Source organism: Pseudomonas koreensis, assembly GCF_012986595.1.
GTDB lineage: Bacteria > Pseudomonadota > Gammaproteobacteria > Pseudomonadales > Pseudomonadaceae > Aquipseudomonas > Aquipseudomonas koreensis.
On sequence record NZ_JAAQYM010000002.1, the window covers coordinates 251,912 to 275,658 of the forward strand.

The following is a 23,747-nucleotide window of genomic DNA, read 5'->3' on the forward strand; positions in this document are numbered from 1 at the left end:
CATGACAGCAGACAACGATTACAAACTATTACGCCTGGTGGCTAGTAACGTAGTCGATTGCAGCTTGTACAGTAGTGATCTTCTCAGCTTCTTCGTCAGGGATTTCGGTCTCGAATTCCTCTTCCAGAGCCATCACCAGCTCAACGGTGTCAAGGGAGTCGGCACCCAGGTCTTCAACGAAGGAAGCAGTGTTGACCACTTCTTCTTCTTTAACACCCAGTTGCTCGGCAACGATTTTCTTGACGCGCTCTTCGATGGTGCTCATACCTTGTTTTCACTCCTAATGGACAAATTCAGGCAGCTGGCCAGTGGGTAAGTGTATAGAAAGGCTTTTCAGCTTTTCAACTGAAAGCTTCACTCCTCAAACCCTGCGACCCTCTGCCTATAAATAGATTGCAGCTTTATAACGGATTTTAGACAGCTCGTATGACATTTTTTTGAAGCAATCCGTCACATTTTACTTACATGTACATCCCACCGTTCACCGGGATTGTAGCCCCAGTAACGTATGCCGCACCGTCGGATGCAAGAAAAGCGACCACAGAAGCGATCTCTTGAGCTTGTCCCAGACGACCCAGCGGAATCTGCGTCTGCAAGGCTTCACGCTGTGCTTCAGGCAGCTCGCGGGTCATATCGGTGTCGATAAACCCTGGGGTTACCGAGTTGACCGTAATCGAACGCGAACCGACTTCACGCGCCATTGCACGGCTGAAACCTTCCAGACCGGCCTTGGCGGCTGCATAGTTTACTTGGCCTGCGTTGCCCATGGCACCCACCACCGAGCCAATACTGATAATTCGACCCCAGCGCGCCTTGGTCATGCCACGCAAAACGCCCTTGGACAGGCGATACAGGCTGTTCAGGTTGGTATCGATCACGTCGTACCATTCATCGTCTTTCATGCGCATCATCAGGTTATCGCGGGTGATGCCGGCATTATTGACCAGGATCGCCGGCGCACCGAACTGCTCCTGAATGCTCGCCAGCACGGCGCTGACCGACTCATCGCTGGTGACGTTCAGTTCCAGACCCGTGCCCTGGATACCGTGCTCTTTCAGCGTAGCGGCAATCGCCTCGGCGCCTTTGGCGGAGGTCGCAGTGCCAATAACGGTGGCGCCCTGGCGACCCAGTTCGAGGGCGATAGCCTGGCCGATACCGCGGCTTGCACCGGTGACCAGTGCAACTTTACCTTGCAGACTCATGCAAGTTTCTCCTGATTCAGGCCAGCGCTGCACGGGCGGCAGCGAAAGCGTCTGGGGTATTGAGGTTGGAAGTCGAAACGCCTTCGGCGCAACGTTTGTTCAGACCGGCCAGCACCTTGCCCGGGCCGCACTCGACCAGACTGGTTGCGCCTTTGGCTGCCAGAGTCTGGACCGATTCAACCCAGCGAACTGGCTTGTACAGTTGTTCGAGCAGATCACGCTTGAGGGTTTCCAGATCAGCCGGCACCTGCGCGCTGACGTTCTGTACTACCGGGATCTGCGGCGCCTGCCAGTCGATGGCGGCGATGGATTCGGCGAAGCGCTCGGCAGCCGGGCGCATCAGTTCGCAGTGCGACGGCACGCTGACCGGCAGCGGCATGGCACGCTTGGCACCACGAGCCTTGCAGCCTTCGATGGCGCGCTCGACAGCCGCCTTGACACCGGCGATGACCACTTGACCTGGCGAGTTGAAGTTGACGGCGCTGACCACTTCACCCTGCGCCGCTTCAGCGCAGGCTGCCAGTACGTCAGCATCTTCCAGACCGAGGATCGCAGCCATGCCGCCCTGCCCGGCCGGAACGGCTTCCTGCATCAGTTGGCCACGGCGTTCAACGAGCTTCACCGCATCAGCCAGCGTCAGGCTGCCGGCAGCCACCAGTGCGCTGTATTCACCCAGGCTGTGACCGGCAACGAATGCAGGACGCGCGCCGCCTTCAGCCAGCCACAGACGCCACAGGGCGATCGAGGCGGTCAGAATGGCCGGTTGGGTTTTGTCGGTTTGATTGAGCAGTTCTTCCGGACCTTGCTGGGTCAGTGCCCACAGGTCGTAGCCCAGAGCAGCGGAGGCTTCTTTGAATGTTTCGAGGATCAGCGGATGTTCCGCGCCCAGCTCGGCCAGCATGCCGAGGGACTGCGAACCCTGTCCTGGAAAGACGAATGCGAGGGAAGCAGACATGTAACAAGCCCCTAATGATCTTGTCGTCGGAAAATGACGCCCCACTGAGGGACGCAAGAAACTGACAGTTGGATGGCCCTTTGAACCGGGCGGTCACATTTAAGCATTGTCCGACGAAAACGCCTAAGACAACAAATCCTCCAGACGACCGTGGAGGCGCTCGGGCAGATTCTCCTGAATCTCGATCAGCGCGCGCTGAATCGCGCTTTGAAAGCCCTGAACCCCGGCCGAACCGTGACTTTTCACGACAATGCCCTGCAACCCGAGAAAGCTTGCGCCATTATGTCGCGCCGGGGCCAGATCAGCCTGCAGACGCTTCATCAATGGCAGCGCCAACGCGCCCACAGCGCGTGACGCGAGGTTTTTCCTGAACAACGCCTCAATGCGCGCCGCGATCATCGTCGCCAGGCCCTCGCTGGACTTGAGCAGGATATTGCCGACAAAGCCGTCACACACCACCACGTCGGCTTCGCCGCGATACAGGCCATCGCCCTCGACAAAACCGATGTAGTGAATGCCGCGCGCCGCCTGCAACAAGGTCGCTGCCAGCTTGACCTGCTGATTACCCTTGATGTCTTCGGTGCCGATGTTGAGCAGCGCCACCCGCGGCCGGGCGATACCCAGCGTCTGCGCCGCCACCGACCCCATCACCGCGAACTGCAACAGATGCTCGGCACTGCAATCGACGTTGGCGCCCAGGTCGAGCAACTGGCAATAACCTTTCTGCGTCGGGATCGCCGCGACCATCGCCGGCCGATCAATCCCCGGCAACGTCTTGAGCACGAACCGCGACAACGCCATCAGCGCACCGGTATTGCCGGCGCTGACACAGGCTTGAGCCTTGCCGTCACGCACCAATTCAAGGGCGACACGCATCGACGAGTCCGGCTTGCCACGCAAGGCCTGGGTCGGCTTTTCGTCCATGGTGATGACTTCAGACGCCGGAACAATCGTCAGGCGCGCGCGATCGGCAGCCGACTGGCCGTTGATCAATTCTTCAAGAAGGGAGGGTTGACCGACGAGGGTCAGGTGCAGCGAGGGCGTAGCAGAAAGGCAAGCAAGGCTGGCCTGAACAATGCTGCGGGGACCGAAGTCCCCGCCCATTGCGTCAATCGCGATGACTTGAGCAGACAAGTGATTACTCGTCAGCGCCCTTGTCGATCACTTTACGGCCACGGTATACGCCTTCTGGCGATACGTGGTGACGCAGGTGAACTTCACCAGTGGTTTTTTCTACAGACAGGGTGCTAGCCTCGAGAGCGTCGTGCGAACGGCGCATGTCACGGGCAGAGCGGGATTTTTTGTTCTGCTGAACAGCCATAATTGATTAACTCCTAAACGTTTGGGTCACGCTTTAACTGCGCCAATACACTGAACGGGTTGGACCGCGTTACCTCGTCCTCGCTCGGTTCGGGTTCATCTGCTCCCGCCGGCTGCTGGCATTCTTCCGGATGATGAGCAGGCACAATGGGCAAGGCGAGCAAAAGCTCCTCCTCGATCAGTGACTGCAGATCCAATGGATCTTCGCCCAGTTCCAGCACGTCATAACCTTTCGGTAACGACTGGGTATTCGCACCCTCCTTCACTACAGCGTAACTGCATTCGCTGTGGATCGGCAGGGTGACCAGCTCAAGACAACGCTGGCAAACCATTTTGACTTCGGTGTCGATAAAGCTGTGGATTACCACAGATTTACGTTCATCTCGTTCAAAAACGAATTTGGCCTGCACCGTACCGACATCGTCGGAAAGCGGGTCGCAAAGTCTCTTCAAATCGGCCAGCAGCAGCTCACCTTGAAGGGTGGTGCCACGGTCAGCCAATTTGCGCGGGTCAACGTGAGGTGGAATCGGGTCATTCAACATAGGCGCAGCATTATAGGGATGCCCCCACCCATGTCAAAGGAAATTGTGCCCTGTCCGTCACTTGCGTGCCTCCGCTAGAATTCGCACCTGCCTCAGGAGACGCCAATGCTGCCTTTATTACTTGCTTCCAGCTCGACTTATCGTCGGGAATTGCTCGCCCGCCTGCACCTGCCGTTCGTCTGCAGCTCGCCGGATATCGACGAAAGCCACCAGCCGGGCGAATCAGCCATCGAGCTGGTCAAGCGCCTCGCCGAACATAAAGCCCGGGCACTGACTGCCAGCCACCCTGCTCATCTGATTATCGGCTCGGACCAGGTTGCCGTGCTCGGCGAACGCATCATCGGCAAACCGCACACCTTCGACAAGGCCCGCGAGCAACTGCTGGCCGCCAGTGGCGCCAGCGTGACCTTCCTCACCGGCCTCGCCCTGCTCAACAGCCAGACTGGCCACTGCCAGGTCGACTGCGTGCCGTTCACCGTCCACATGCGTCAACTCGACGAAGCGCGCATCGAGCGCTACCTGCGCCTGGAACAGCCGTACGACTGCGCTGGCAGCTTCAAAGCCGAAGGCCTGGGCGTGAGCCTGTTTCAGTACACCGAAGGCCCTGACGCCACCAGCCTGATCGGCCTGCCTCTGATTCGCCTGATCGACATGCTGCTGGTCGAAGGCGTGCAAATTCCCTGACGCACAAAAAACCGGCCATCAAGGCCGGTTTTTTTCAACACTTCTACTGACTTAACGCAACGATGGCCCGTGGAAACCCATCCACATCGCCAATTGCTCAGCCACGCTGGCGCCGAGCTTCTTCGAGAAGCGATCGAACGGCGATTCCTGCACAGTGAAATCCACCAGCTCTTTCTCGCCGATCACATCCCGCGCCACTGAACTGGCGTTACCCAGACCATCAATCAACCCCAACGGCAGTGCTTGCTCGCCGGACCAGACCAGCCCGGAGAACAGCTCCGGATGCTCCTTGTCCTTCAGGCGATCGCCACGGCCCTGCTTGACGCTGCTGATGAACTGCTTGTGCGTGGTGTCCAGCACGGTCTGCCAGAACGCGGTCTCGTCAGGCTTCTGCGGCTGGAACGGATCCAGGAACGACTTGTGCTCACCCGACGTGTAAGTGCGGCGCTCGACACCCAGCTTGTCCATGGCGCCGACAAAGCCGTAACCCGCCGCCGTCACACCGATGGAGCCAACCAGACTGGCCTTGTCGGCATAGATCTGATCCGCTGCACTGGCGATGTAATAAGCGCCGGACGCACCGAGATCGGAAATCACCGCGTACACCTTGGTATCCGGATGCAGACCACGCAGACGCTTGATCTCGTCATACACGTAACCCGATTGCACCGGGCTGCCGCCCGGACTGTTGATCCGCAGGATCACGCCCTTGACCTTCTTGTCCTCGAAGGCCGCCCGCAGACTGCCGACAATATTGTCGGCGCTGGCCGGCTCCTTGTCGGCGATCATGCCGGTGACGTCGATCAGCGCGGTGTAGTTCGGACCCCGGGTGGCGCTCTTTTCCATGTCCATCAACGGCGTAAACAGGATCAGCGCAACAAACAGATAAACAAACGTCAGCAGCTTGAAGAAAATCCCCCAACGTCGTGAACGGCGCTGCTCCTGCACGCTGGCCAGCAAGGTCTTTTCCAACAGCTTCCAGCTTTTCTCGTCACCGTCGTCGGCACTTGCCTTGGCGGGTGCTTTCCATTCGTCGGTCATGCGCTGTACCCCAGCAAAATCGTATTAAGCCTGCTGCCCCAGCCAGGCGTGCAATTCACTAAAACGGTCGATCGACAGGCGCGGCTCGAACTGCTGCAGCGACTCAATGGACTGCGCGCCATAACTGACCGCCACAGACGCCATGCCCGCGTTACGCGCCATCAGTAGATCGAAGGACGAATCCCCCACCATCAACGCCTGCTCGGGCCGCACACCGCAATGCGCGAGAATCTGCTCAAGCATTAGCGGATGGGGCTTGCTCGCGGTCTCGTCGGCGGCGCGAGTGATGTCGAAATAATCCTCCCAGCCATTGGCCTTGAGCACCCGATCCAGTCCGCGACGATTCTTGCCGGTGGCCACCGCCAGGTGATAACCCTGCTCACGAAACGACGCCATCGACTCCACTACGCCCTCGAACAACGGCGAAGGCACGGCTTCTGCGGCGATGTAGTGATCAGCGTAATACTCGCGGAACAAGGTCATCTCGGCATCGCTGATGTCCGGGTACAAGGTGCGGATCGCCTCGGGCAAGCCCAGGCCGATAATGCCTTTGACGGCAAAATCATCACGCAACTCAAAACCGGAACGCGCGGACGCAGAATGCATCGCCTCGACAATCCGACCAATGGAATCGGCGAGGGTGCCGTCCCAATCAAAAATCAGCAGTTTGTAATCAGAGGGGCGCACTCAATCGCTCCACGGTCTTGGCCCACATTTCATCGACGGGGGCCTGCAACTTCAGCTCACCACCGTCAGGCAGCGGTACGGTCAGCATGTAGGCGTGCAGGAACAGGCGCTTGCCGCCCAGATCACGGATTTCCTTGCTGAAACCGTCATCGCCGTACTTGGTGTCGCCGGCAATGCAGTGCCCGGCATGCAACGTGTGGACGCGGATCTGGTGCGTGCGGCCGGTGATCGGCTTGGCCTCGATCAGGGTGGCAAAGTCACCAAAGCGACGCAGGACCTTGAACACGGTCACCGACTCCTTGCCCTCCTCCTCGTCGACTTCGACCATGCGCTCGCCGGAGCGCAGATTGCTCTTGCCGAGCGCCGCACGGACTTGCTTGATCGAGGTCGCCCAGTTGCCGCGAACCAGCGCCATGTAGCGTTTGTCGACACCGTCACCGCGCAATGCAGCGTGCAAGTGACGCAACATGCTGCGCTTCTTCGCGATCATCAGCAGGCCGGAAGTATCACGGTCGAGACGGTGAACCAGTTCCAGCTCCTTGGCATCCGGGCGCAACTGACGAAAGGCTTCGATGACGCCGTAATTCAAGCCGCTGCCGCCGTGAACGGCAATGCCGGCGGGCTTGTTGATCACGATCAGGGCTTTGTCTTCGTAGACAATCGAGGCTTCCAGACGCTGCAACAGCCCTTGAGCCAGAGGCACAGGCTCGTCGCGCTCCGGCACGCGAACCGGCGGCACGCGCACGATATCGCCGGCCTGCAGCTTGTATTCGGGCTTGATCCGCCCCTTGTTCACACGCACTTCGCCTTTACGCAAAATGCGGTAAATCAAGGTCTTGGGCACGCCTTTGAGCCGGGCAAGAAGGAAATTGTCGATTCGTTGGCCGGCATACTCCGGCGAGACTTCAAGCAGTTGAACGCCTGGAGTCGAAGGGGCAGTAGTTGTCATGCCGCGGATGATAACAATTTTTATGGAATTGAAGCACTTAATCATTGCTGCTATAGTCGCGAACGCCGCCAAAAGCGGCCTGGACAGCGGAACCACGGTCAAAAACCGGCCCTGACCAACGCAATTCACCAGGACGCGAGGCCGTCCTACGGGGCTTTCGCTACGTAACGGTGGAGTTTGCAGTTGTAACAAGCGCAGGTGACATGAGGCCTGAATTACACCGTCGAGCAGAGTTTTCACTCGCCTGACAGGCAAATATTCGAGGCCAGTTCACAAAGTGCAGTCAGCTGCAGATGACCCCGAGCGAAGGCTTCGGAAACATCGCCTGAATTAGCCATGATGCGTGACCTCCCCTTTCGGAGCTCACGGTAAATGCCAACCCGCTGCGGATTCTGCGCGCGGCAGCACCCGAATTATCAGGGATACGTGTAGGGTGGAGATGCACAACCGCTGGACTGTGTAGCAATAGGCTTTATCAAGACGCTTCATCTCGTCCACAGCCACTGGTTGATTCCTCCTCCTGACTGAGTGCTTAAGTAGCCACAGCAAGCAGGACGCGTACGTCGCGATATCGGCCCAATTGGCCTGACATCGCTGGACACGGGAATGGCCAACCACTCCCGACGCACCTGACACCGACCGTGAGAAGTCGTGTGTGCCGAACGCCGTTTCCGGCAGCCCGGAAACCGACGGTACTACATGAAAAGAATGCTGATTAACGCAACTCAACCCGAAGAGTTGCGTGTTGCACTGGTAGATGGCCAACGCCTCTACGACCTGGATATCGAATCCGGTGCACGCGAGCAGAAAAAGGCCAACATCTACAAAGGCCGTATCACTCGCATCGAACCAAGCCTTGAGGCTGCCTTTGTCGATTTCGGCTCCGAGCGCCACGGCTTCCTGCCCCTCAAAGAAATCTCCCGCGAATACTTCAAGAAAGCTCCTGAAGGCCGCGTCAACATCAAGGACGTCCTGAGCGAAGGCCAGGAAGTCATCGTTCAGGTCGAAAAAGAAGAACGTGGCAACAAGGGCGCCGCCCTGACCACCTTCATCAGCCTGGCCGGTCGTTACCTCGTGCTGATGCCGAACAACCCGCGTGCCGGCGGTATCTCCCGTCGCATCGAAGGCGAAGAGCGCAACGAACTGCGTGAAGCGCTGAACGGCCTGGTTGCACCGGCCGACATGGGTCTGATCGTGCGCACTGCCGGCCTGGGCCGCAGCAGCGAAGAAATGCAGTGGGACCTCGATTACCTGCTGCAACTGTGGACCGCCATCAAAGAAGCCTCGCTGGATCGCTCCGCGCCATTCCTGATCTACCAGGAAAGCAACGTGATCATCCGCGCCATCCGCGACTACCTGCGCCAGGACATCGGCGAAGTGCTGATCGACAGCGTTGAAGCCCAGGACGAAGCCCTGACCTTCATCCGCCAGGTGATGCCGCAGTACGCCAGCAAGATCAAGCTGTACGAAGACAGCGTGCCGCTGTTCAACCGTTTCCAGATCGAAAGCCAGATCGAGACCGCTTTCCAGCGCGTCGTTGAACTGCCTTCCGGCGGCTCCATCGTTATCGATCCGACCGAAGCCCTGGTGTCCATCGACATCAACTCGGCGCGCGCCACCAAAGGCAGCGACATCGAAGAAACCGCCCTGCAGACCAACCTTGAAGCCGCCGAAGAAATCGCCCGTCAGTTGCGCCTGCGCGACATCGGCGGCCTGATCGTCATCGACTTCATCGACATGACCCCTGCCAAGAACCAGCGCGCCGTGGAAGAGAAAGTCCGCGAATGCCTGGAAGCCGACCGCGCCCGCGTGCAGATCGGCCGCATCTCGCGCTTCGGCCTGCTGGAAATGTCCCGTCAGCGCCTGCGTCCATCGCTGGGCGAAAGCAGCGGCATCGTCTGCCCGCGTTGCAACGGCACCGGCATCATCCGTGACGTTGAATCGCTGTCGCTGGCAATCCTGCGCCTGATCGAAGAAGAAGCCCTGAAAGACCGCACTGCCGAAGTGCGCGCTCAGGTGCCGATCCCGGTCGCCGCGTTCCTGCTCAACGAAAAACGCAACTCGATCACCAAGATCGAACTGCGCACCCGTGCCCGTATCGTCATCCTGCCGAACGATCACCTCGAAACCCCGCACTTCGAAGTTCAGCGTCTGCGTGACGACAGCCCGGAAGCCGCGACCAACCAGTCCAGCTACGAAATCGCTGCTGCCGCTGCCGAAGTCGAAGAAGTCCAGCCAGCCGCTGCGACCCGCACCCTGGTTCGCCAGGAAGCTGCGGTCAAGACAGCTCCGGCCCGCGCCAACGCTCCGGTTCCGACCGAAGTTGCCGCGCCTGTCGCCGCTGCACCGGCTCCGGTTGCCGCGCCAGAGCCAAGCCTGTTCAAAGGCCTGGTGAAGTCGCTGGTCAGCCTGTTCGCCACCAAAGAAGAGCCAGTCGCTCCGGTTGTGGTTGAAAAACCGGCCACCGAGCGTCCGGCCCGTAATGAAGAGCGTCGCAACGGTCGTCAGCAGAGCCGCAACCGTAACGGTCGCCGCGATGAAGAGCGCAAGCCGCGCGAAGAACGTGCACCGCGTGAAGAACGCGCTCCACGCGAGCCGCGTGAAGAGCGCCAGCCACGAGAAGCCCGTGAAGTCCGCGAGCCGCGTGAAGCCCGCACCGAAGCGCCAGCCGCCCGCGAAGAACGTGCTCCACGCGCCCCGCGTGAAGAACGTGCACCGCGTGCGCCACGCGAAGACCGCAAGCCACGTGGCGAGCGCGAAGAGCGTGTACGTGAACTGCGCGAACCTCTGGACGCTGCCCCGGCTGCACCAGTAACGGCTGCCGCTGCCGCTGTTGTCGCAGAAGAGCGTCCGGCTCGTCAGCCACGCGAAGAGCGCGCACCGCGTCCGCCGCGTGAAGAGCGTCAACCGCGTGCCGAACAGGCCGCTGCTGCCGTCGCTGAAGAAGAAGTGAACAGCAACGAAGAGCAACTGCCGGAAGACGGTCAGGACAACGCCGAAGGCGATCGTCCACGTCGTCGCTCCCGTGGTCAGCGTCGTCGCAGCAACCGTCGCGAGCGTCAGCGTGATGCCAACGGCAACGTGATCGAAGGTTCGGAAGAGTCCGAGTCCGGCGAAAACGCTGAGGCGCCAAACGCTGCCGATCTGGCTGCCGGCCTGGCCGTCACCGCCGCTGTTGCCAGCAGCGTGATCAGTGCTCCAGCCGAAGCACAGGCTCACGAGCAAGCTGAACGCGCCACCGCTGCCACCCTGGACACCGCTCCAGTGGAAGCGCCGGTGGTTGAAGCGACCACTCCGGTGGAAGTGGTTGCAGCTCCGGAAGTCGAAGTCGCCCCGGTTCGCGAAGCTCAGCCTCAGGTTGAAGTCGCTGCCGAGCCTGCTCCGGTTGTCGAAGCGCCAGTCGTGGTTGCAGAGCCGGTTGCTGAAACCGTCGCTGAAACCGTGACCGAAACCGTGCGTGAAGTTCGCGAAGAACAGACCGCGTTCAACTGGGTTGCCGAGCCGGCTGTCGCTGAAACCCCGGCGCCAGTGGTTGAAGCCGCCCCGGTGGTTGAAGAAGCCAAGGCTGCCGAGCCGGTGGTTGAAACTGCCGAACCTGCTCCAGCGCCAGTGGTTGAAGCGCCGGTCGTCGAAGCGCCAGTCGCTGCCGAAGAGCCAGCCCCAGTGGTCGCAGCCACTCCGGTCAGCGCCCTGACGCCAAACGGCCGCGCACCGAACGACCCACGTGAAGTGCGTCGCCGCAAGCGTGAAGCCGAGCGTCTGCAGAAGGAAGCCGAACTGGCTGCCGCTGCTGCCCCGGCGGCTGAAGAGGTCGAGGCTGCTGTCGTGACTGAAGAAGCCGTGGTTGAATCGGTCATCGCCGAAGCACCACGCTCCGTTCAGGACGCGGTTGAGCATCACCAAGCGGCCGAGGAAAAAGAACACGAGCCTAAACCGCTCGTCTGATTCCGAAAGCCCATAAAAAGCCCCGCCTGAGCAATCAGGCGGGGCTTTTTTATTCCATTTGGAAGATTAAAAGATCGCAGCCTTCGGCAGCTCCTACAGAAGACCTGTGTAGAAGCAGTCGAAGGCTGCGATCTTTTGATCTGGCTTTATTTGAACACCAACGCTTCAGGCACATCGATATCCCACAACACCCCAGGATCATCCACCGTCACCTCCACCACTCGGCCCTGCTTGAACAACGGCCTGGCGCCACGGTCACCGCTCAACGCCTGCAACCCCGGCCCGAACGAACGCCCAAACCCCACCGGGTGGCCGAACTCGCCCTCCTGCACCGGTACGCTCACGGCGTCGTCGGCCATCGCTGCCACCACCCGCGCAATACTCGACGGCAGGATAAACGGCATATCCCCCAGCACAATCAGCCAGCCATCCGCATCCGGGCATGCCGCAACGCCAGCCGCGATGCTCTCGCCCATACCGCTCGATTCAATCGACACCACGTCATAACCATAAGCCTGTGCCATGCGCATCGCCTGCGGCCTTGCCTCAGTCGTCACCAGCACCCGCTGGTCGAGATCGGCCGGCAGATTCAACAACACCTGCTCGATCACCGACCGCACCGCGCCATCGCGCCCGGTGCAATCGGCCAGCAGCTTGTCATTGTCAGCACCGGCCACCTGACGAAAGCGGCTGCCCTCGCCCGCTGCCAGGACGATTACTGCGATGGATCGACTCATGCTCCCTCCAGCGTTTTCTTCTGTTTCAACTCGACGCCGTTCTTGATCGCAACGATCTCCGCCAACAACGACAGAGCAATCTCCGCCGGCGAATGGCTGCCAATGTGCAGGCCGATCGGCCCGTGCAAACGGTTGATCGCCTCGGCTGACAAGCCTAGTTGAGCCAGGTTGTCCCGGCGCTTCTGGCTGTTGACTCGCGAACCGAGTGCGCCGACATAGAATGCCGGCGAATCGAGTGCCGTGAGCAAGGCCATGTCGTCCAGACGCGGATCGTGCGTCAGCGCGACGATGGCCGTGCGCTCGTCCGTCTGAATGCTCAACACGGCATCGTCCGGCATTCCCGGGACAAAACGACCGTGGTGCGCTTCCCAGCCGTAGACGAACTCGGTGCGCGGATCACAGATCAGCACTTCGAAATCCAGCAGCCGGGCCATGTCAGCCACGTAACGCGACAGCTGTCCGGCACCGATCAACAGCAGACGCCAACGCGGGCCATAAATGGCGCGCAGGGTGTTGCCGTCGAACTCCAGCACATCGGATTTGCTCGCCGCCGACAGCAGCACCTCACCGGTTGCGATGTTCAGCTCGCGGGCGACAATCTCATGGGCCTCACACCGCGCGAGCAACTCGGCGACCCATGCCGGATCGGCGACCTGCTCTTCGGTCAGGCGCAACGTGCCGCCACACGGCAAACCGAACCGCGCGGCCTCCTCCCGGGTAACGCCGTAGGTAATCAGTTGCACCGGCGGGCCATCGCTGGCGATGCGCCCGTCATGCAGGCGGGCGATCAAGTCATCCTCGACACAACCGCCGGACACCGAACCGATCACCACACCATCCTCGCGCAAGGCCAGCATCGCCCCCGGCGCCCGGGGTGCGGTGCCCCAGGTCTGCACCACGCTGAACAGCACCACCCGCTGCCCGGCGCGGCGCCATTCGAGCACGCTGCGCAGGACGTTGAGATGGGCGCTGTCCATTACGCCTGCGCCTTCTGCCAGCTCTGCAACTGATAACGCACCGGCAAGTTGCGGATGCGCTGGCCGGTAGCGGCGAAGATCGCATTGCACAGCGCCGGCGCAATCGGCGGCACGCCCGGTTCACCGACGCCACCCAACGGCACCTCGCCCGGCGGCGTCACCAGATGCACGGCAACTTCCTTCGGCGCCAGGGACATGCGCGCCACTTCGTACATATGGAAGTTGTCCTGCTGGACCTTGCCATCCTTGAAGCTGATTTCCCCCAGCACCGCGTTGCCCAGGCCCATCACACAGGCGCCTTCGAATTGCGAGCGGATACGTTCAGGGTTGATCTGCGGCCCGCAATCCACGGCGATGTCAGCCTTGTGCACGATCAGCGTGCCATCGTCCTTGACTTCGACTTCAATCACCGCCGCCACGTAGGTCACGAAACTGTAATGCACCGCCAGCCCCAGGCCTCGGCCCTTGGGCAATGTCCGCCCCCAACCGGCAGCCTTGGCCGCGGTCTCCAGCACGGTGCGCATGCGCCCGGTGTCAATCGGATAGCGCTCGGGGGATTCGCCGTAGTTCCACTCCTCGCTGAGGGTGCGCGGGTCAATCTGCCGATCGGGGCCGAGCAATTTGATCTGATACTTGAGCGGATCCACACCAGCCTTGTGCGCCAGTTCATCGACGAAACTCTGGATCGCAAAGCCATGAGGAATGTTCGACACCGAGCGATACCAGCCGACGCGGGTATGCACCGTGGCTTCGGGGTTTTCCAGACGCACATTGGGAATCGCGTAGGCCATGTTGGTGAAGCCCATGCCCAGTTCGAACGCCGCCTCATGGTTCATGCCCGGGGCGAACAACGCGGTAATGCTCGGCGCCACCGTGCGATGCAGCCAGCCAGAGGGCATGCCGTCCTTGCCGACAGCGGCCTTCAGGTACTCGGCGGAGACCGTGTGGAAATACGAGTTGTGGATGTCGTCTTCACGCGTCCATTGCACCCGTACGGCTTTGCCGGGGAACTCCTTGGCGAGGATCGCCGCCTCGATAACGAAATCCGGTTTCGATTTACGGCCGAAACCACCGCCCAACAGGGTGACGTTGACGGTGACGTTATCGAACGGCAGCCCCAGGCGTTCGGCGATGCGCTCGCGGGTTACCTGCGGCGCCTGACTCGGCGCCCATGCTTCGCACACGCCATTGTTGTAGCGAGCGATGGCGACCATCGGCTCCATCGGTGCCTGGGCCAGGTGCGGCAAATAATAAGACGCTTCGAGGCTGCTGGCCGCGCCGCTCAGGGCTTTGTCGATATCGCCGGTGTTGCGCACCACTTTGCCGGGTTTGCGTGACGCGGCTTCCAGTTCCTTGCGATAAGCGATCGAGTCGTAACTGGCATTGGGGCCGTCATCCCATTCGATTTTCAGCGCCTCGCGGCCCTTGATCGCCGCCCAGGTATTGCTGGCAACCACTGCCACGCCGCCCAGCGGCTGGAATTCCGACGGCAGCGGACGGCTTTCGATTTGCAGCACTTTGAGCACGCCCGGAACCTTCAGCGCCGCGCTGTCATCCAGCGACTTGACCTTGCCGCCGTACACCGCCGGACGGGCGATGGTGGCGTACAGCATGCCGTCGAAATGCACATCGGCGCCATATACCGCGCGGCCATTGACGATGTCGGCACCGTCGATGGCCTTGGTGCCTTCCTTGCCGATATAGCGAAATTCCGACGGTTGCTTGAGGCGCAGGCTGTCACGCGCCGGCACCGCCAGCGCACTGGCAGCGGCGGCCAGTTCGCCATAACCCAGCTCACGACCGGACGGTTTGTGAATGACTTTGTGCAACTGTGCCCGGCACTCGCTTGCCGGCACTTGCCATTGCGCGGCGGCGGCTTGCTCGAGCATGGTCCTGGCAGCCGCGCCGCAACGACGCATCGGTTCATACCAGTGACGCATGCTGCGTGAACCGTCGGTGTCCTGGTTGCCGAACCGCACCTCATCGCCCGGTGCCTGCTGCACGTTGACCTTGGCCCAATCGGCGTCCAGTTCATCGGCAACCACCATGCTCAGGCTGGTGCGCACGCCCTGGCCCATTTCCGAACGGTTGCAGACCACGGTGACCGTGCCATCCGCGGCAATGCTGACGTAGACCTTGGGATCGTCGATCCAGCCGTTGGGCATGCCGTCGGCGCCGAACTTCTTCGGTGCCTCTTCGGCCAACGCATCCTGCCAGCCCCAACTGGCGGCCAGCACCAATGCGCCAGTGGCGCCGACGCCTTTGAGAAAACCACGGCGGCTGAGGTTGCTCAGGGCGAAATCATTTGGCAGGCGGCTCATGCCTTGGCCTCCTTCAAGTGAGTGGAGGCCTGGCGGATGGCGGTCTTGATCCGGTTGTAGGTGCCGCAACGGCAAATGTTGCCGACCATCGCCTCTTCGATCTGCTCGTCGCTCGGATTGGGGTGGGTCTTGAGCAACGCGGTGGCGGACATGATCTGCCCGCCCTGACAGAAACCGCACTGCGCCACGGCGCTGTCGAGCCAGGCTTGCTGGACCACCTGGCCGACCGGATCGGCGTGCAGGTTGTCGATGGTGCTGACGTTCTGCCCGATCACCGAGCCGATCGGGGTGATGCAACTGCGTGCTGGCAAGCCGTCGATATGAATGGTGCACGCGCCACACAGGCCCATGCCGCAGCCGAATTTGGTGCCGTTGTAACCGGCGACATCACGGATAGCCCACAGCAGTGGCATGTCTTCGGTGACATCCAGTTGATGGTTCTGGCCATTGAGTTTCAGGGTAATCATGGGCACGCCCGCATATTTCTAGTGGTTATGGGGTCGAGCAATCTGCCGCTGGAAATCAGCGGTGTGGTTCGCGCAGATCGACTCAGGCTAATCGGCCGATACACATCAGTGAAGCTGAATACTGACTTCGTGGCGAGGGAGCTTGCTCCCGCTGGGGCGCGTAGCGGCCCCGCTTTCAAGAAGGGCCTGCTCCGCAGTCCAGCGGGAGCAAGCTCCCTCGCCACAGGGTCATCGCTGACTGATATGTGGTTGGCACAGGCTCTCTCGTGCCGACGCGAACGTCTGCACCGGGCCTTTGGTGGAGCAAATGACGGTTATCGTTAGCTGGCTAAGTTAACCCACCATTAACAAAAAAGCCCTGCACTTTTTGTTGAGTGCAGGGCTTTCGATTCAGCTATGAGAGCGTAGCCTCAATACCGATTGGGCTCCATTTCCAGCTCGACATTGAAACGTTCGGCAATATCTTTTTGGATGCGCTGGGCCAGATCGAGCAATTGCAGGCCAGTGGCTGCGCCGTAGTTGACCAGCACCAACGCCTGCAGTTTATGCACGCCAGCATCGGCCTCACGGAAACCCTTCCAGCCAGCGCGCTCGATCAGCCAGCCGGCAGCCAGTTTCATCTGCCCGTCCGGTTGCGCATAGGCCACCAGGTCCGGGTGCTGCTGCTTGATCTGCGCCACCCGCGCCGCCGACACCAGCGGATTCTTGAAGAAGCTGCCGGCGTTGCCGAGCACCGCCGGGTCCGGCAGTTTTTCGCTGCGGATGCTGCAGATTGCGCGACTGACGTCGCTGGGTGTCGGTTGCTCGATGCCCTGCTCGGTCAGGCGCTGACGCACCGGGCCGTACTCCAGATGCAGGTGGGCAACGCGATCAAGATTGAAGCGCACGCGCAGGATCAGCCACCGCCCCGGCTGCTGCTTGAACAGGCTGTCGCGGTAGGCGAAGTTGCATTGTTCCAGGCTGAAGTCGCGCAGCTCACCGGTCTGGCGATCCAGCGCGGTGAGGCCGGCGAACACATCCTTGATCTCGACACCGTAGGCGCCGATGTTCTGCATCGGCGCGGCGCCCACCGTTCCCGGGATCAGGCTGAGGTTTTCCAGACCGGAAAAACCCTGCGCCAGCGTGTGTTGCACGAACGGATGCCACGGCTCGCCGGCTTCAGCCTCGATCACCACGCGGTTGCCGTCGTCACTGATCAACCGAATGCCCCGGGTCGCCATGCGCAGCACCAGCGCCGGAATATCAGCCGTCAGCAACAGGTTGCTGCCACCGCCAATGACCAGCAACGGCAGGTCATGCGCAGTGGCACAGGCCAGGGCTTCGCGAACATCGGCGTCGCTGTGAGCCTCGGCAAACAGCTGCGCGCGAACGTCGACGCCAAAACTGTTGAACGGTTTCAGCGAAACCTGTGGTTGCAGCTGCAAACTCATAACCGGCCCTTCACTTCGATCAACAGTTGGTCACACGCCGCCTCGATCAGGTCCAGCACCTGCTCGAAACCCTGATCGCCGTCGTAATACGGATCCGGCACTTCATCGACCACCCCGGCATAGCGGCGCAGGAACAGGTCCAGCTCGGCCTTGCCGGTGGAAGGCTGCAAAGCCTTGAGGTTGCGCAGGTTGCTGTTGTCCATCGCCAGAATCAGGTCGTAACTGGCGAAATCGGCGCGGCTGACCTGCTGCGCGCGTTGCGCCGACAGGTCATAACCACGCACTTTGGCCGCTGCCTGGCTGCGTTTGTCCGGCGGGTTGCCGACGTGCCAGTCACCGGTGCCGGCGGAGGCCACTTCGACTTGATCGGCCAGCCCGGCTTCGCGCAGTTTGTGGCGCAACACGCCTTCAGCGGTGGGCGAACGACAGATGTTGCCCAGGCACACGAACAGAACGCGCATCAGGCCCCCAGCAGGCGACGAACGCGCTCGAGGTCTTCAACGGTGTCGACGCCGGTCGGCGGCGCGATCAACGCGTCGGCCACATGAATCCGCACGCCGTGCCACAGGGCACGCAGTTGCTCCAGCGATTCGGTGTTTTCCAGCCAGCACGGGCCCCAACTCACGAAATCCTGGAGGAACCCGGCGCGGTAGGCATAAATGCCGATGTGGCGACGATACGGCACGCCTTCAGGCAACTGCTCGCGGCTCTTGGCAAAGGCGTCGCGCGCCCACGGCAAGGTCGCGCGGCTGAAGGTCAGCGCCAGGCCGTTGAGGTCGCTCACGACCTTGACCACGTTCGGGTTGAACAGCGTGTCCACGTCTTCGATCGGCTCGGCCAGCGTGGCCATGCGCGCTTCGGTGTGGGCCGCGAGGTTGGCCGCGACCTGATCGATCACGCTCGGCGGGATCAACGGCTCGTCACCCTGCACGTTGACCACGATCGCGTCCGGCGCAAGGCCCAGTTTCGCCGCGACTTCAGCCAGACGGTCAGTCCCGGAATTATGGTCTTCACGGGTCAGCACCACTTCAGCGCCGAAACCCTGGCACGCCTCGACGATGCGCGCATCGTCAGTCGCCACCACCACGCGGGTGGCACTGCTTTTGCTCGCCTGTTCCCAGACGTGCTGGATCATCGGCTTGCCGGCGATGTCCAGCAGCGGTTTGCCCGGCAGGCGGGTCGAGGCGTAACGCGACGGGATGACAACGGTGAAGGCAGTGGTCATTTATCCAGACGCTCGTCGGTGGTCAGGGTGCGAGCTTCGCTTTCGAGCATCACCGGGATGCCGTCACGGATCGGGTAGGCCAGACCTGCACCCTTGCTGATCAGTTCGGTCTTGTCGGCGCTGAGCTTGAGCGGGCCTTTGCAGATCGGGCACGCGAGGATGTCGAGCAATTTGGTGTCCATGAACATTCCCTGGATAAAAAGTTAAGGCAAAAGACGATCGGGCAACAGGCGCATCAACTGGGTGTCGAACCAGGCCACGAAGGCCGGTGACGGCACGGCATCGACCGCCAGATACCACCAGTCGTCTGCGGCGAAGGCACGGCACTTCACCGCGTCCTTTTCGGTCATCACCAACGGCAATGACGGTGTGAAATTCAAGGCCTGCACGCTGTATTCGGCGTGATCGGCAAACGCATGGGGGATTGTCCGCCAGTCTAGCGCTTCGAGGGTATTGAAGAAACGTTGCGGATTGCCGATCCCGGCCACCGCGTGCACCGTTTGACCGGGCGCAAAATGCGTCAGCGGCTTGCGCTCGCCGCTGCGCAGATTGACCAGTGCGGTCGGTTGCAGGCGAAACGCGAAGCCGTCGTCGCGGTCGGCCGTGGCGCCATTGAACAGCACACCGTCGACGCTTTGCAGGCGCTCGATCGGCTCGCGCAACGGACCTGCCGGCAGACAGCGTTTGTTGCCCAGGCCCCGGGCGGCGTCAATCAATACCAACTCCAGATCCCGGGCCAGACGGTAATGCTGCATGCCGTCGTCGGAGAGGATCAGATCCAGTGGCTGACTGGCGAGCAAGGCTTTGACTGCAGCGCTGCGATCAGGGTCGATCATCAACGGCACGCCGGTGCGCTGCACGATCAACAGCGGTTCGTCGCCGGCGATGTCGGCGCTCTGGTCGGCCTCGACCCGCCACGGCAACTGCGGCGGCTTGGCACCATAACCACGGCTGACCACGCCGACGCGCAAACCGCTGCGCCGGCAGTGTTCGATCAGCCACAGGATCATCGGCGTCTTGCCGGTGCCGCCGACGGTGATGTTGCCGACCACAATCAGCGGCACCGGCGGCTGGTAGATCTGGCCTTCGCCGTCGAGAAAGCGCTGGCGTTTGTTGACCACCACGCGGCGGTAGAGCATTTCCAGCGGCCGCAGCAGCGTCAGGGCCGGATGCCCCTTGTACCACGCGGCGAGCAAGCGATCGGACAGGCTCATCAGGATTTGGGCGCCGCCTCGACCGTGGTCATGCGCAAATGGCTGAAACCGAGCTTGCCGGCCGCGTCCATGGCGGTGATCACTGACTGGTGCTGAGTCTTGCCATCGGCACTGATCGACAACGGCATGTTGGTGTCGCCGTTGGATTCTTTCTGCATGGCTTCCATCAGCGTCGCCAGGTCGTTTTTCGGCAGAATCCTGTTGTTCACCGAGAACACGCCTTCGGCGCTGATCGCGACATCCAGTTGCTTGAGCTGCTGGTCTTCGGCGGGCGAACCGCTGACCGACTCCGGCAGATCGACACGCAACTGGGTCTCGCGGGTAAAGGTTGTCGTCACGACGAAAAACAGCAACAGGATGAACACCACGTCAATCAGCGACGCAAGGTTGATGTCCACCGTTTCCCGGGGTTTGCGACGGAATTTCACGCTTTTTCCCCGGCCAGATCGACGTCACGGTCGCCCTGCACCACTTCGACCAGTTTGATCGCTTCCTGCTCCATGCCCACCACCAGCTCGTCGATGCGGCGTTGCAGGAAACGGTGGAAAAACACTGACGGAATACCGACCATCAGGCCCGCCGCCGTGGTGATCAACGCCTTGGAAATACCGCCCGCCAGCACCGAGGCATTGGTGGTCATGCCGGAACCGGTGAAGGCACTGAAAATGTCGATCATGCCCAGCACCGTACCCAGCAGGCCGAGCAGCGGCGCCATGGCGGCAATGGTGCCCAGCGCGTTGACGTAGCGCTCCAGCTCATGGATCACCCGGCCAGCGGCTTCTTCGATGCATTCCTTCATGATCTCGCGACCATGCTTGGAGTTGGCCAGGCCCGCGGCGAGGATTTCACCCAACGGCGAATTGGCGCGCAATTCCTTGAGTTTTTCTTTGTTGAGCTGCTTGTCCTTGATCCACACCCAGACCTGGCCCAGCAGATGCTCGGGGGTGACGCGACTGGCGCGCAGGGTCCACAGGCGCTCGGCGACAATCGCCATGGCCGCGATGGAACTCAGAATGATCGGCAACATCATCCAGCCGCCGGATTTGACCAATTCCCACACAGTGACAGTCCCCTCGAAAAAGTGCGCCACTTTACCATACCGGTTCGCGATTAAGACCCGCTGCCCCGACGACCGTGATGTCGCAAGCGTGCCTGCGCCGATCAACGGGCCGACACGGGCGGATCGCGCCAGAAACGCCGTTGCTGACGCGCCGTCCATGGTGCGTTGAAGGTCCCCAGTTGCAGATGAATGGCGCCGTGCTCGGTGCTGTCGTAAATCCGCAACCGCTGCTGGCGATAACGCGCGAGCACGGTGGGATGCGGGTGGCCGAACGAATTGCCCTGACCCCGGGAGATCAGCACCGAATGTGGCTTCAAGGCCCTGAGCAAAGCCATCGAGGATGAACTGCGGCTGCCATGGTGCGGCGCTTGCAGCCATTGCGTCGGCACCGCCAGCGGACTCTCCAGCAAAACCCGTTCGGCGGCCGTATCAATATCGCCGGTCAGCAGCAGGCGCTCGCCATTGGCCTCGATCTGCAATACACAGGAGCGCTGGTTGCTGTCGTGCGCCTCGGACCACTGCCAGAGCTGAAAACGTACACCGTCCCATTGCCATTGCCGGCCACTGTCACACCCACTGGCATTCAGCGCGGCGGGCAGTCCCGGCGGGTCGCCGCTGATGACCTGAGCGACCGGCAAGCGGCGCGCCACTGCCAGGGCGCCGCCGGCATGATCGGCATCGGCATGGCTGAGCAGCATCAAATCCAGTTGCTCGACGCCGAGTTTGCGCAGGGCCGGCACCACCACCCGCTCGCCGAGATCGAAATCGCCGAAGCGCGGCCCGGCGTCGTAGAGCACGCTGTGATTGCGCGTACGGATCAGAATTGCCAGGCCTTGGCCCACGTCCAGTTGCCAGATGTCGGCCACGCCCTCGGGCAGTCGCTCACGCGGTGGCATCACCAGCATCAATAGCAACGGCCAACCCAACGGCCGCATCGGCACGCCGCGTGGCAACAGCAACAGCAGCGCGCCGAGGCTGCCCAGTGTCCACATCCACCACGAAATCGCGGCTGGAATCCACGCAGGCCATTGCCCGGCAATCAACGCCAGCCCGCGAAACAGCACATCGATCAGTCCACCCGCCAGCCACAGCAGGCCTTCGCCGACATAGGGCACCGGCAACAATGCAGTGCCGAGCAGCGCCGGCGGCAACACGACAAAACTGACCCACGGCACCGCCAGCAGATTCGCCAACGGCCCGCTGAGGCTGATGGGCAGGTTCAGCGCCAGCAGCACCGGGCACAGGCCAATCGCGATCAGCCATTGCGCGCGGGTCCAGGTCTGCCACCAACGCCACGCGCCGAGACGGTTGCCGAAGGTGAAGATCAGCACCGCCACCGCCGCAAAAGACAACCAGAAACCGGGGCGCAAACTGGCCAACGGGTCAAGCAACAACAGCGCATTGAACGCCAGCAACAATGGCCACCACGCGCCGAGATGGCGAAATCGCAGGCGCCACAGCAGCACCAGCCCGACCATCACACAGGCCCGCTGCACCGGCACCTCGAACCCCGCCAGCAACCCGTAACCGACTGCCGCCGCAAACGCCAGACCGCAAGCCCAGGGCAGCCACGGCCAGCGCAACGGCCACAGCCCGTAACGTGCCAGCCCGGCGACCAGCAGATACATGACCGCCGCCAACAGCCCGATATGCTGGCCGGAAATCACCAGCAGATGAACGGTGCCGGTGTCCTGCAGGATCTGCCAATCCTCGCGGCTGAGCCCGGAGCCGTCGCCCAGCACCAGCGCCGCCAAGGCCCCGGCCCGGCCCTGGGCGTTCGCCTCCAGCAAGCGCTGACGAATGCGGTCGCGCCAGGCCCAACTGGCCTCGGCCAGACGCTGACCGTCCTTGATCGTGCCGGTCGCACCGATGCGTTGCGCCAGCAACCAGGCCTCGTAATCGAAGGCATCAGGATTGAGCAAACCGCCGGGACGCTTGAGCTTCACCGCCAAACGCCAGCGCTCACCGCTGTTGACCGGCGGCCCGCCATACCACGCCAGACGCATCAACGACGGCAGTTGCTCATGCCGTGAACGGGCATCGGCCAACTCGAAACGCACCACGCCCTCGCTGTTTTGCGGCAAGCCGACCACCCGCCCCTCGACCCAGCGGGTTTCGCCGTCAAGTTGCCTGGGCAAGCGATCATTCAGTGCCCACTGCGCGCTGACACACGCCCAAGTGAAACCGAACAGCAGAAACGCCAGGGGATAACTGCGAAACGGCAGCAACATCAGCCCCACCACGGACAGCACCATCAGCAACCCGACCGGCGGTGACACCGGTAAAAAAACCACCACCAGCAGACCGGCTGCCAGCGCCACCATCCCTGTGCGCATACGCCCGTCCTTGAGAGTCCCTCCTTAGGCGTAGCTGGCGCGGCGCATGCTCGTCGTCAACAATTGTCACAAAGTCTGAATGGGCGCTTCGTAGAATCCAGACATACTTGCCGCCTTAACCGACCGAGAAGCCTTATGCCCCGGCGCTTATTCAAACGTTACATGCCCGATCCGACGAGCATCAGGGAACACAAATCCTTACGCTTTCTCGGCAAGTTGCTGCATGACCCGAACCTCTGGCACCTCAATCGTCACTCGGTCGCCCGGGCGATGGCCGTTGGCCTGTTCGCCGCGTTCCTGCCGATACCGGCGCAAATGCTGGTGGCGGCGGCACTGGCGATCACCGTGCGCGGCAACATGCCGATTGCGGTCAGCCTCGTGTGGCTGACCAACCCGATCACCATGCCGGCCGTGTTCTTCTGCACGTATCAGGCCGGGGCCTGGCTGATGAATGTGCCCGCCCGCACCCTGCCCGACTCGTTGACCTGGGAATGGATCAGCGGCGAGCTCTCGACCATGTGGCAACCGTTTTTGCTGGGATCGTTGGTATGCGGGCTGATACTCGGCGTCCTCGCCTACTTCACGGTGATGCTGTACTGGCGCTGGTGGGTGGCGCGGCAATGGGCGCGGCGCAAGAAGAACCGCAAGTCTTGAA

The 23,747-nt window shown here is 61.6% G+C and carries 24 protein-coding genes; 3 read left to right on the top strand and 21 right to left on the bottom strand.

Annotated features, from left to right (window positions below):
- Window positions 1–28 precede the first annotated feature (28 nt).
- The 6 genes from acpP to HBN98_RS06255 all read right to left on the bottom strand — a co-directional run bounded on the left by acpP (window position 29) and on the right by HBN98_RS06255 (window position 4,019).
- Window positions 29–265, bottom strand: a complete 237-nt coding sequence (gene acpP / locus HBN98_RS06230) for an acyl carrier protein (protein ID WP_003175607.1) — start codon at window positions 263–265, stop codon at window positions 29–31.
- Between the two features lie 196 nt (window positions 266–461).
- Entirely contained in the window at window positions 462–1,202 is a 741-nt protein-coding gene (gene fabG, locus HBN98_RS06235; RefSeq protein WP_064588681.1) for a 3-oxoacyl-ACP reductase FabG, read from the bottom strand.
- Window positions 1,203–1,218: 16 nt separating this feature from the next.
- Window positions 1,219–2,157: an ACP S-malonyltransferase gene (gene fabD / locus HBN98_RS06240; protein WP_083368236.1), complete on the bottom strand. Its 939-nt coding sequence runs from the start codon at window positions 2,155–2,157 to the stop codon at window positions 1,219–1,221.
- Between the two features lie 123 nt (window positions 2,158–2,280).
- Complete coding sequence (gene plsX, locus HBN98_RS06245; protein WP_082920348.1) at window positions 2,281–3,291, bottom strand: phosphate acyltransferase PlsX; 1,011 nt, start codon at window positions 3,289–3,291, stop codon at window positions 2,281–2,283.
- A gap of 4 nt (window positions 3,292–3,295) precedes the next feature.
- Window positions 3,296–3,478, bottom strand: a complete 183-nt coding sequence (gene rpmF / locus HBN98_RS06250) for a 50S ribosomal protein L32 (RefSeq protein WP_003179396.1) — start codon at window positions 3,476–3,478, stop codon at window positions 3,296–3,298.
- Between the two features lie 13 nt (window positions 3,479–3,491).
- Window positions 3,492–4,019: a YceD family protein gene (locus tag HBN98_RS06255; RefSeq protein WP_003204262.1), complete on the bottom strand. Its 528-nt coding sequence runs from the start codon at window positions 4,017–4,019 to the stop codon at window positions 3,492–3,494.
- A 105-nt stretch (window positions 4,020–4,124) separates the two neighbouring features.
- On the opposite strand from HBN98_RS06255, the gene HBN98_RS06260 reads away from it, so the two are divergent.
- Window positions 4,125–4,703, top strand: coding sequence for a Maf family protein (locus HBN98_RS06260; protein WP_083368235.1), 579 nt, complete (start codon window positions 4,125–4,127; stop codon window positions 4,701–4,703).
- A 51-nt stretch (window positions 4,704–4,754) separates the two neighbouring features.
- Here HBN98_RS06260 and HBN98_RS06265 read toward each other — a convergent pair whose 3' ends face one another.
- From HBN98_RS06265 to rluC, 3 genes are read right to left on the bottom strand one after another with little or no spacing between them, the layout of a single operon-like run.
- Complete coding sequence (locus tag HBN98_RS06265; protein ID WP_083368234.1) at window positions 4,755–5,744, bottom strand: S49 family peptidase; 990 nt, start codon at window positions 5,742–5,744, stop codon at window positions 4,755–4,757.
- Window positions 5,745–5,768: 24 nt separating this feature from the next.
- Window positions 5,769–6,431 (bottom strand): HAD-IA family hydrolase, encoded by a 663-nt coding sequence (locus tag HBN98_RS06270; RefSeq protein ID WP_064588686.1) that lies wholly within the window; start codon window positions 6,429–6,431, stop codon window positions 5,769–5,771.
- Window positions 6,418–7,380 (bottom strand): 23S rRNA pseudouridine(955/2504/2580) synthase RluC, encoded by a 963-nt coding sequence (rluC, locus tag HBN98_RS06275; protein WP_083368233.1) that lies wholly within the window; start codon window positions 7,378–7,380, stop codon window positions 6,418–6,420. Before rluC ends, HBN98_RS06270 begins: the two co-directional genes overlap by 14 nt.
- Window positions 7,381–8,079: 699 nt before the next feature.
- Here rluC and rne point away from each other — a divergent pair.
- The gene (gene rne / locus HBN98_RS06280) at window positions 8,080–11,325 is read left to right on the top strand and encodes a ribonuclease E (RefSeq protein ID WP_083368232.1); all 3,246 of its coding nucleotides are present in this window, start codon (window positions 8,080–8,082) and stop codon (window positions 11,323–11,325) included.
- 146 nt (window positions 11,326–11,471) lie between these two features.
- On the opposite strand, the gene HBN98_RS06285 is transcribed toward rne, so the two are convergent.
- The 12 genes from HBN98_RS06285 to HBN98_RS06340 form a co-directional block, all read right to left on the bottom strand.
- Window positions 11,472–12,062: a nucleotidyltransferase family protein gene (locus HBN98_RS06285; RefSeq protein ID WP_083368231.1), complete on the bottom strand. Its 591-nt coding sequence runs from the start codon at window positions 12,060–12,062 to the stop codon at window positions 11,472–11,474.
- Window positions 12,059–13,039 carry an XdhC family protein gene (locus HBN98_RS06290; protein WP_083368230.1) on the bottom strand — a complete coding sequence of 327 codons (981 nt, stop codon included), beginning with the start codon at window positions 13,037–13,039 and terminating at the stop codon, window positions 12,059–12,061. The genes HBN98_RS06285 and HBN98_RS06290 overlap by 4 nt, the downstream gene beginning before the upstream one ends.
- Entirely contained in the window at window positions 13,039–15,360 is a 2,322-nt protein-coding gene (locus HBN98_RS06295) for a xanthine dehydrogenase family protein molybdopterin-binding subunit (protein WP_083368229.1), read from the bottom strand. The genes HBN98_RS06290 and HBN98_RS06295 overlap by 1 nt, the downstream gene beginning before the upstream one ends.
- Window positions 15,357–15,827 (bottom strand): (2Fe-2S)-binding protein, encoded by a 471-nt coding sequence (locus tag HBN98_RS06300; RefSeq protein ID WP_083368228.1) that lies wholly within the window; start codon window positions 15,825–15,827, stop codon window positions 15,357–15,359. Before HBN98_RS06300 ends, HBN98_RS06295 begins: the two co-directional genes overlap by 4 nt.
- A 410-nt stretch (window positions 15,828–16,237) precedes the next feature.
- On the bottom strand, window positions 16,238–17,257 hold the full coding sequence (gene murB, locus HBN98_RS06305; RefSeq protein WP_083368227.1) for a UDP-N-acetylmuramate dehydrogenase: 1,020 nt from the start codon (window positions 17,255–17,257) through the stop codon (window positions 16,238–16,240).
- Window positions 17,254–17,718, bottom strand: coding sequence for a low molecular weight protein-tyrosine-phosphatase (locus tag HBN98_RS06310; RefSeq protein WP_016986041.1), 465 nt, complete (start codon window positions 17,716–17,718; stop codon window positions 17,254–17,256). Before HBN98_RS06310 ends, murB begins: the two co-directional genes overlap by 4 nt.
- Window positions 17,718–18,482 (bottom strand): 3-deoxy-manno-octulosonate cytidylyltransferase, encoded by a 765-nt coding sequence (kdsB, locus tag HBN98_RS06315; RefSeq protein WP_083368226.1) that lies wholly within the window; start codon window positions 18,480–18,482, stop codon window positions 17,718–17,720. The genes HBN98_RS06310 and kdsB overlap by 1 nt, the downstream gene beginning before the upstream one ends.
- On the bottom strand, window positions 18,479–18,664 hold the full coding sequence (locus tag HBN98_RS06320; protein ID WP_003174668.1) for a Trm112 family protein: 186 nt from the start codon (window positions 18,662–18,664) through the stop codon (window positions 18,479–18,481). Before HBN98_RS06320 ends, kdsB begins: the two co-directional genes overlap by 4 nt.
- A 21-nt stretch (window positions 18,665–18,685) precedes the next feature.
- On the bottom strand, window positions 18,686–19,696 hold the full coding sequence (gene lpxK, locus HBN98_RS06325) for a tetraacyldisaccharide 4'-kinase (protein ID WP_083368225.1): 1,011 nt from the start codon (window positions 19,694–19,696) through the stop codon (window positions 18,686–18,688).
- The gene (locus HBN98_RS06330; RefSeq protein WP_064588696.1) at window positions 19,696–20,124 is read right to left on the bottom strand and encodes an ExbD/TolR family protein; all 429 of its coding nucleotides are present in this window, start codon (window positions 20,122–20,124) and stop codon (window positions 19,696–19,698) included. The genes lpxK and HBN98_RS06330 overlap by 1 nt, the downstream gene beginning before the upstream one ends.
- Window positions 20,121–20,756: a MotA/TolQ/ExbB proton channel family protein gene (locus HBN98_RS06335; RefSeq protein WP_064588697.1), complete on the bottom strand. Its 636-nt coding sequence runs from the start codon at window positions 20,754–20,756 to the stop codon at window positions 20,121–20,123. Before HBN98_RS06335 ends, HBN98_RS06330 begins: the two co-directional genes overlap by 4 nt.
- Before the next feature lie 101 nt (window positions 20,757–20,857).
- On the bottom strand, window positions 20,858–23,092 hold the full coding sequence (locus HBN98_RS06340) for a DNA internalization-related competence protein ComEC/Rec2 (RefSeq protein WP_083368224.1): 2,235 nt from the start codon (window positions 23,090–23,092) through the stop codon (window positions 20,858–20,860).
- Between the two features lie 135 nt (window positions 23,093–23,227).
- Between HBN98_RS06340 and HBN98_RS06345 the strand changes: the two genes are divergently transcribed.
- Complete coding sequence (locus tag HBN98_RS06345; RefSeq protein ID WP_083368223.1) at window positions 23,228–23,746, top strand: DUF2062 domain-containing protein; 519 nt, start codon at window positions 23,228–23,230, stop codon at window positions 23,744–23,746.
- Window position 23,747 lies beyond the last annotated feature (1 nt).

Coding starts and splice junctions, on each gene's coding strand:
- acpP (WP_003175607.1), bottom strand. CDS start 265: ATGAGCACCATCGAAGAGCGCGTCAAGAAAATCGTTGCCGAGCAACTG.
- HBN98_RS06345 (WP_083368223.1), top strand. CDS start 23,228: ATGCCCCGGCGCTTATTCAAACGTTACATGCCCGATCCGACGAGCATC.
- HBN98_RS06300 (WP_083368228.1), bottom strand. CDS start 15,827: ATGATTACCCTGAAACTCAATGGCCAGAACCATCAACTGGATGTCACC.
- fabD (WP_083368236.1), bottom strand. CDS start 2,157: ATGTCTGCTTCCCTCGCATTCGTCTTTCCAGGACAGGGTTCGCAGTCC.
- HBN98_RS06340 (WP_083368224.1), bottom strand. CDS start 23,092: ATGCGCACAGGGATGGTGGCGCTGGCAGCCGGTCTGCTGGTGGTGGTT.
- HBN98_RS06260 (WP_083368235.1), top strand. CDS start 4,125: ATGCTGCCTTTATTACTTGCTTCCAGCTCGACTTATCGTCGGGAATTG.
- HBN98_RS06265 (WP_083368234.1), bottom strand. CDS start 5,744: ATGACCGACGAATGGAAAGCACCCGCCAAGGCAAGTGCCGACGACGGT.
- HBN98_RS06255 (WP_003204262.1), bottom strand. CDS start 4,019: ATGTTGAATGACCCGATTCCACCTCACGTTGACCCGCGCAAATTGGCT.
- kdsB (WP_083368226.1), bottom strand. CDS start 18,482: ATGACCACTGCCTTCACCGTTGTCATCCCGTCGCGTTACGCCTCGACC.
- rluC (WP_083368233.1), bottom strand. CDS start 7,380: ATGACAACTACTGCCCCTTCGACTCCAGGCGTTCAACTGCTTGAAGTC.
- fabG (WP_064588681.1), bottom strand. CDS start 1,202: ATGAGTCTGCAAGGTAAAGTTGCACTGGTCACCGGTGCAAGCCGCGGT.
- HBN98_RS06285 (WP_083368231.1), bottom strand. CDS start 12,062: ATGAGTCGATCCATCGCAGTAATCGTCCTGGCAGCGGGCGAGGGCAGC.
- HBN98_RS06320 (WP_003174668.1), bottom strand. CDS start 18,664: ATGGACACCAAATTGCTCGACATCCTCGCGTGCCCGATCTGCAAAGGC.
- lpxK (WP_083368225.1), bottom strand. CDS start 19,696: ATGAGCCTGTCCGATCGCTTGCTCGCCGCGTGGTACAAGGGGCATCCG.
- HBN98_RS06295 (WP_083368229.1), bottom strand. CDS start 15,360: ATGAGCCGCCTGCCAAATGATTTCGCCCTGAGCAACCTCAGCCGCCGT.
- HBN98_RS06290 (WP_083368230.1), bottom strand. CDS start 13,039: ATGGACAGCGCCCATCTCAACGTCCTGCGCAGCGTGCTCGAATGGCGC.
- murB (WP_083368227.1), bottom strand. CDS start 17,257: ATGAGTTTGCAGCTGCAACCACAGGTTTCGCTGAAACCGTTCAACAGT.
- rpmF (WP_003179396.1), bottom strand. CDS start 3,478: ATGGCTGTTCAGCAGAACAAAAAATCCCGCTCTGCCCGTGACATGCGC.
- rne (WP_083368232.1), top strand. CDS start 8,080: ATGAAAAGAATGCTGATTAACGCAACTCAACCCGAAGAGTTGCGTGTT.
- HBN98_RS06310 (WP_016986041.1), bottom strand. CDS start 17,718: ATGCGCGTTCTGTTCGTGTGCCTGGGCAACATCTGTCGTTCGCCCACC.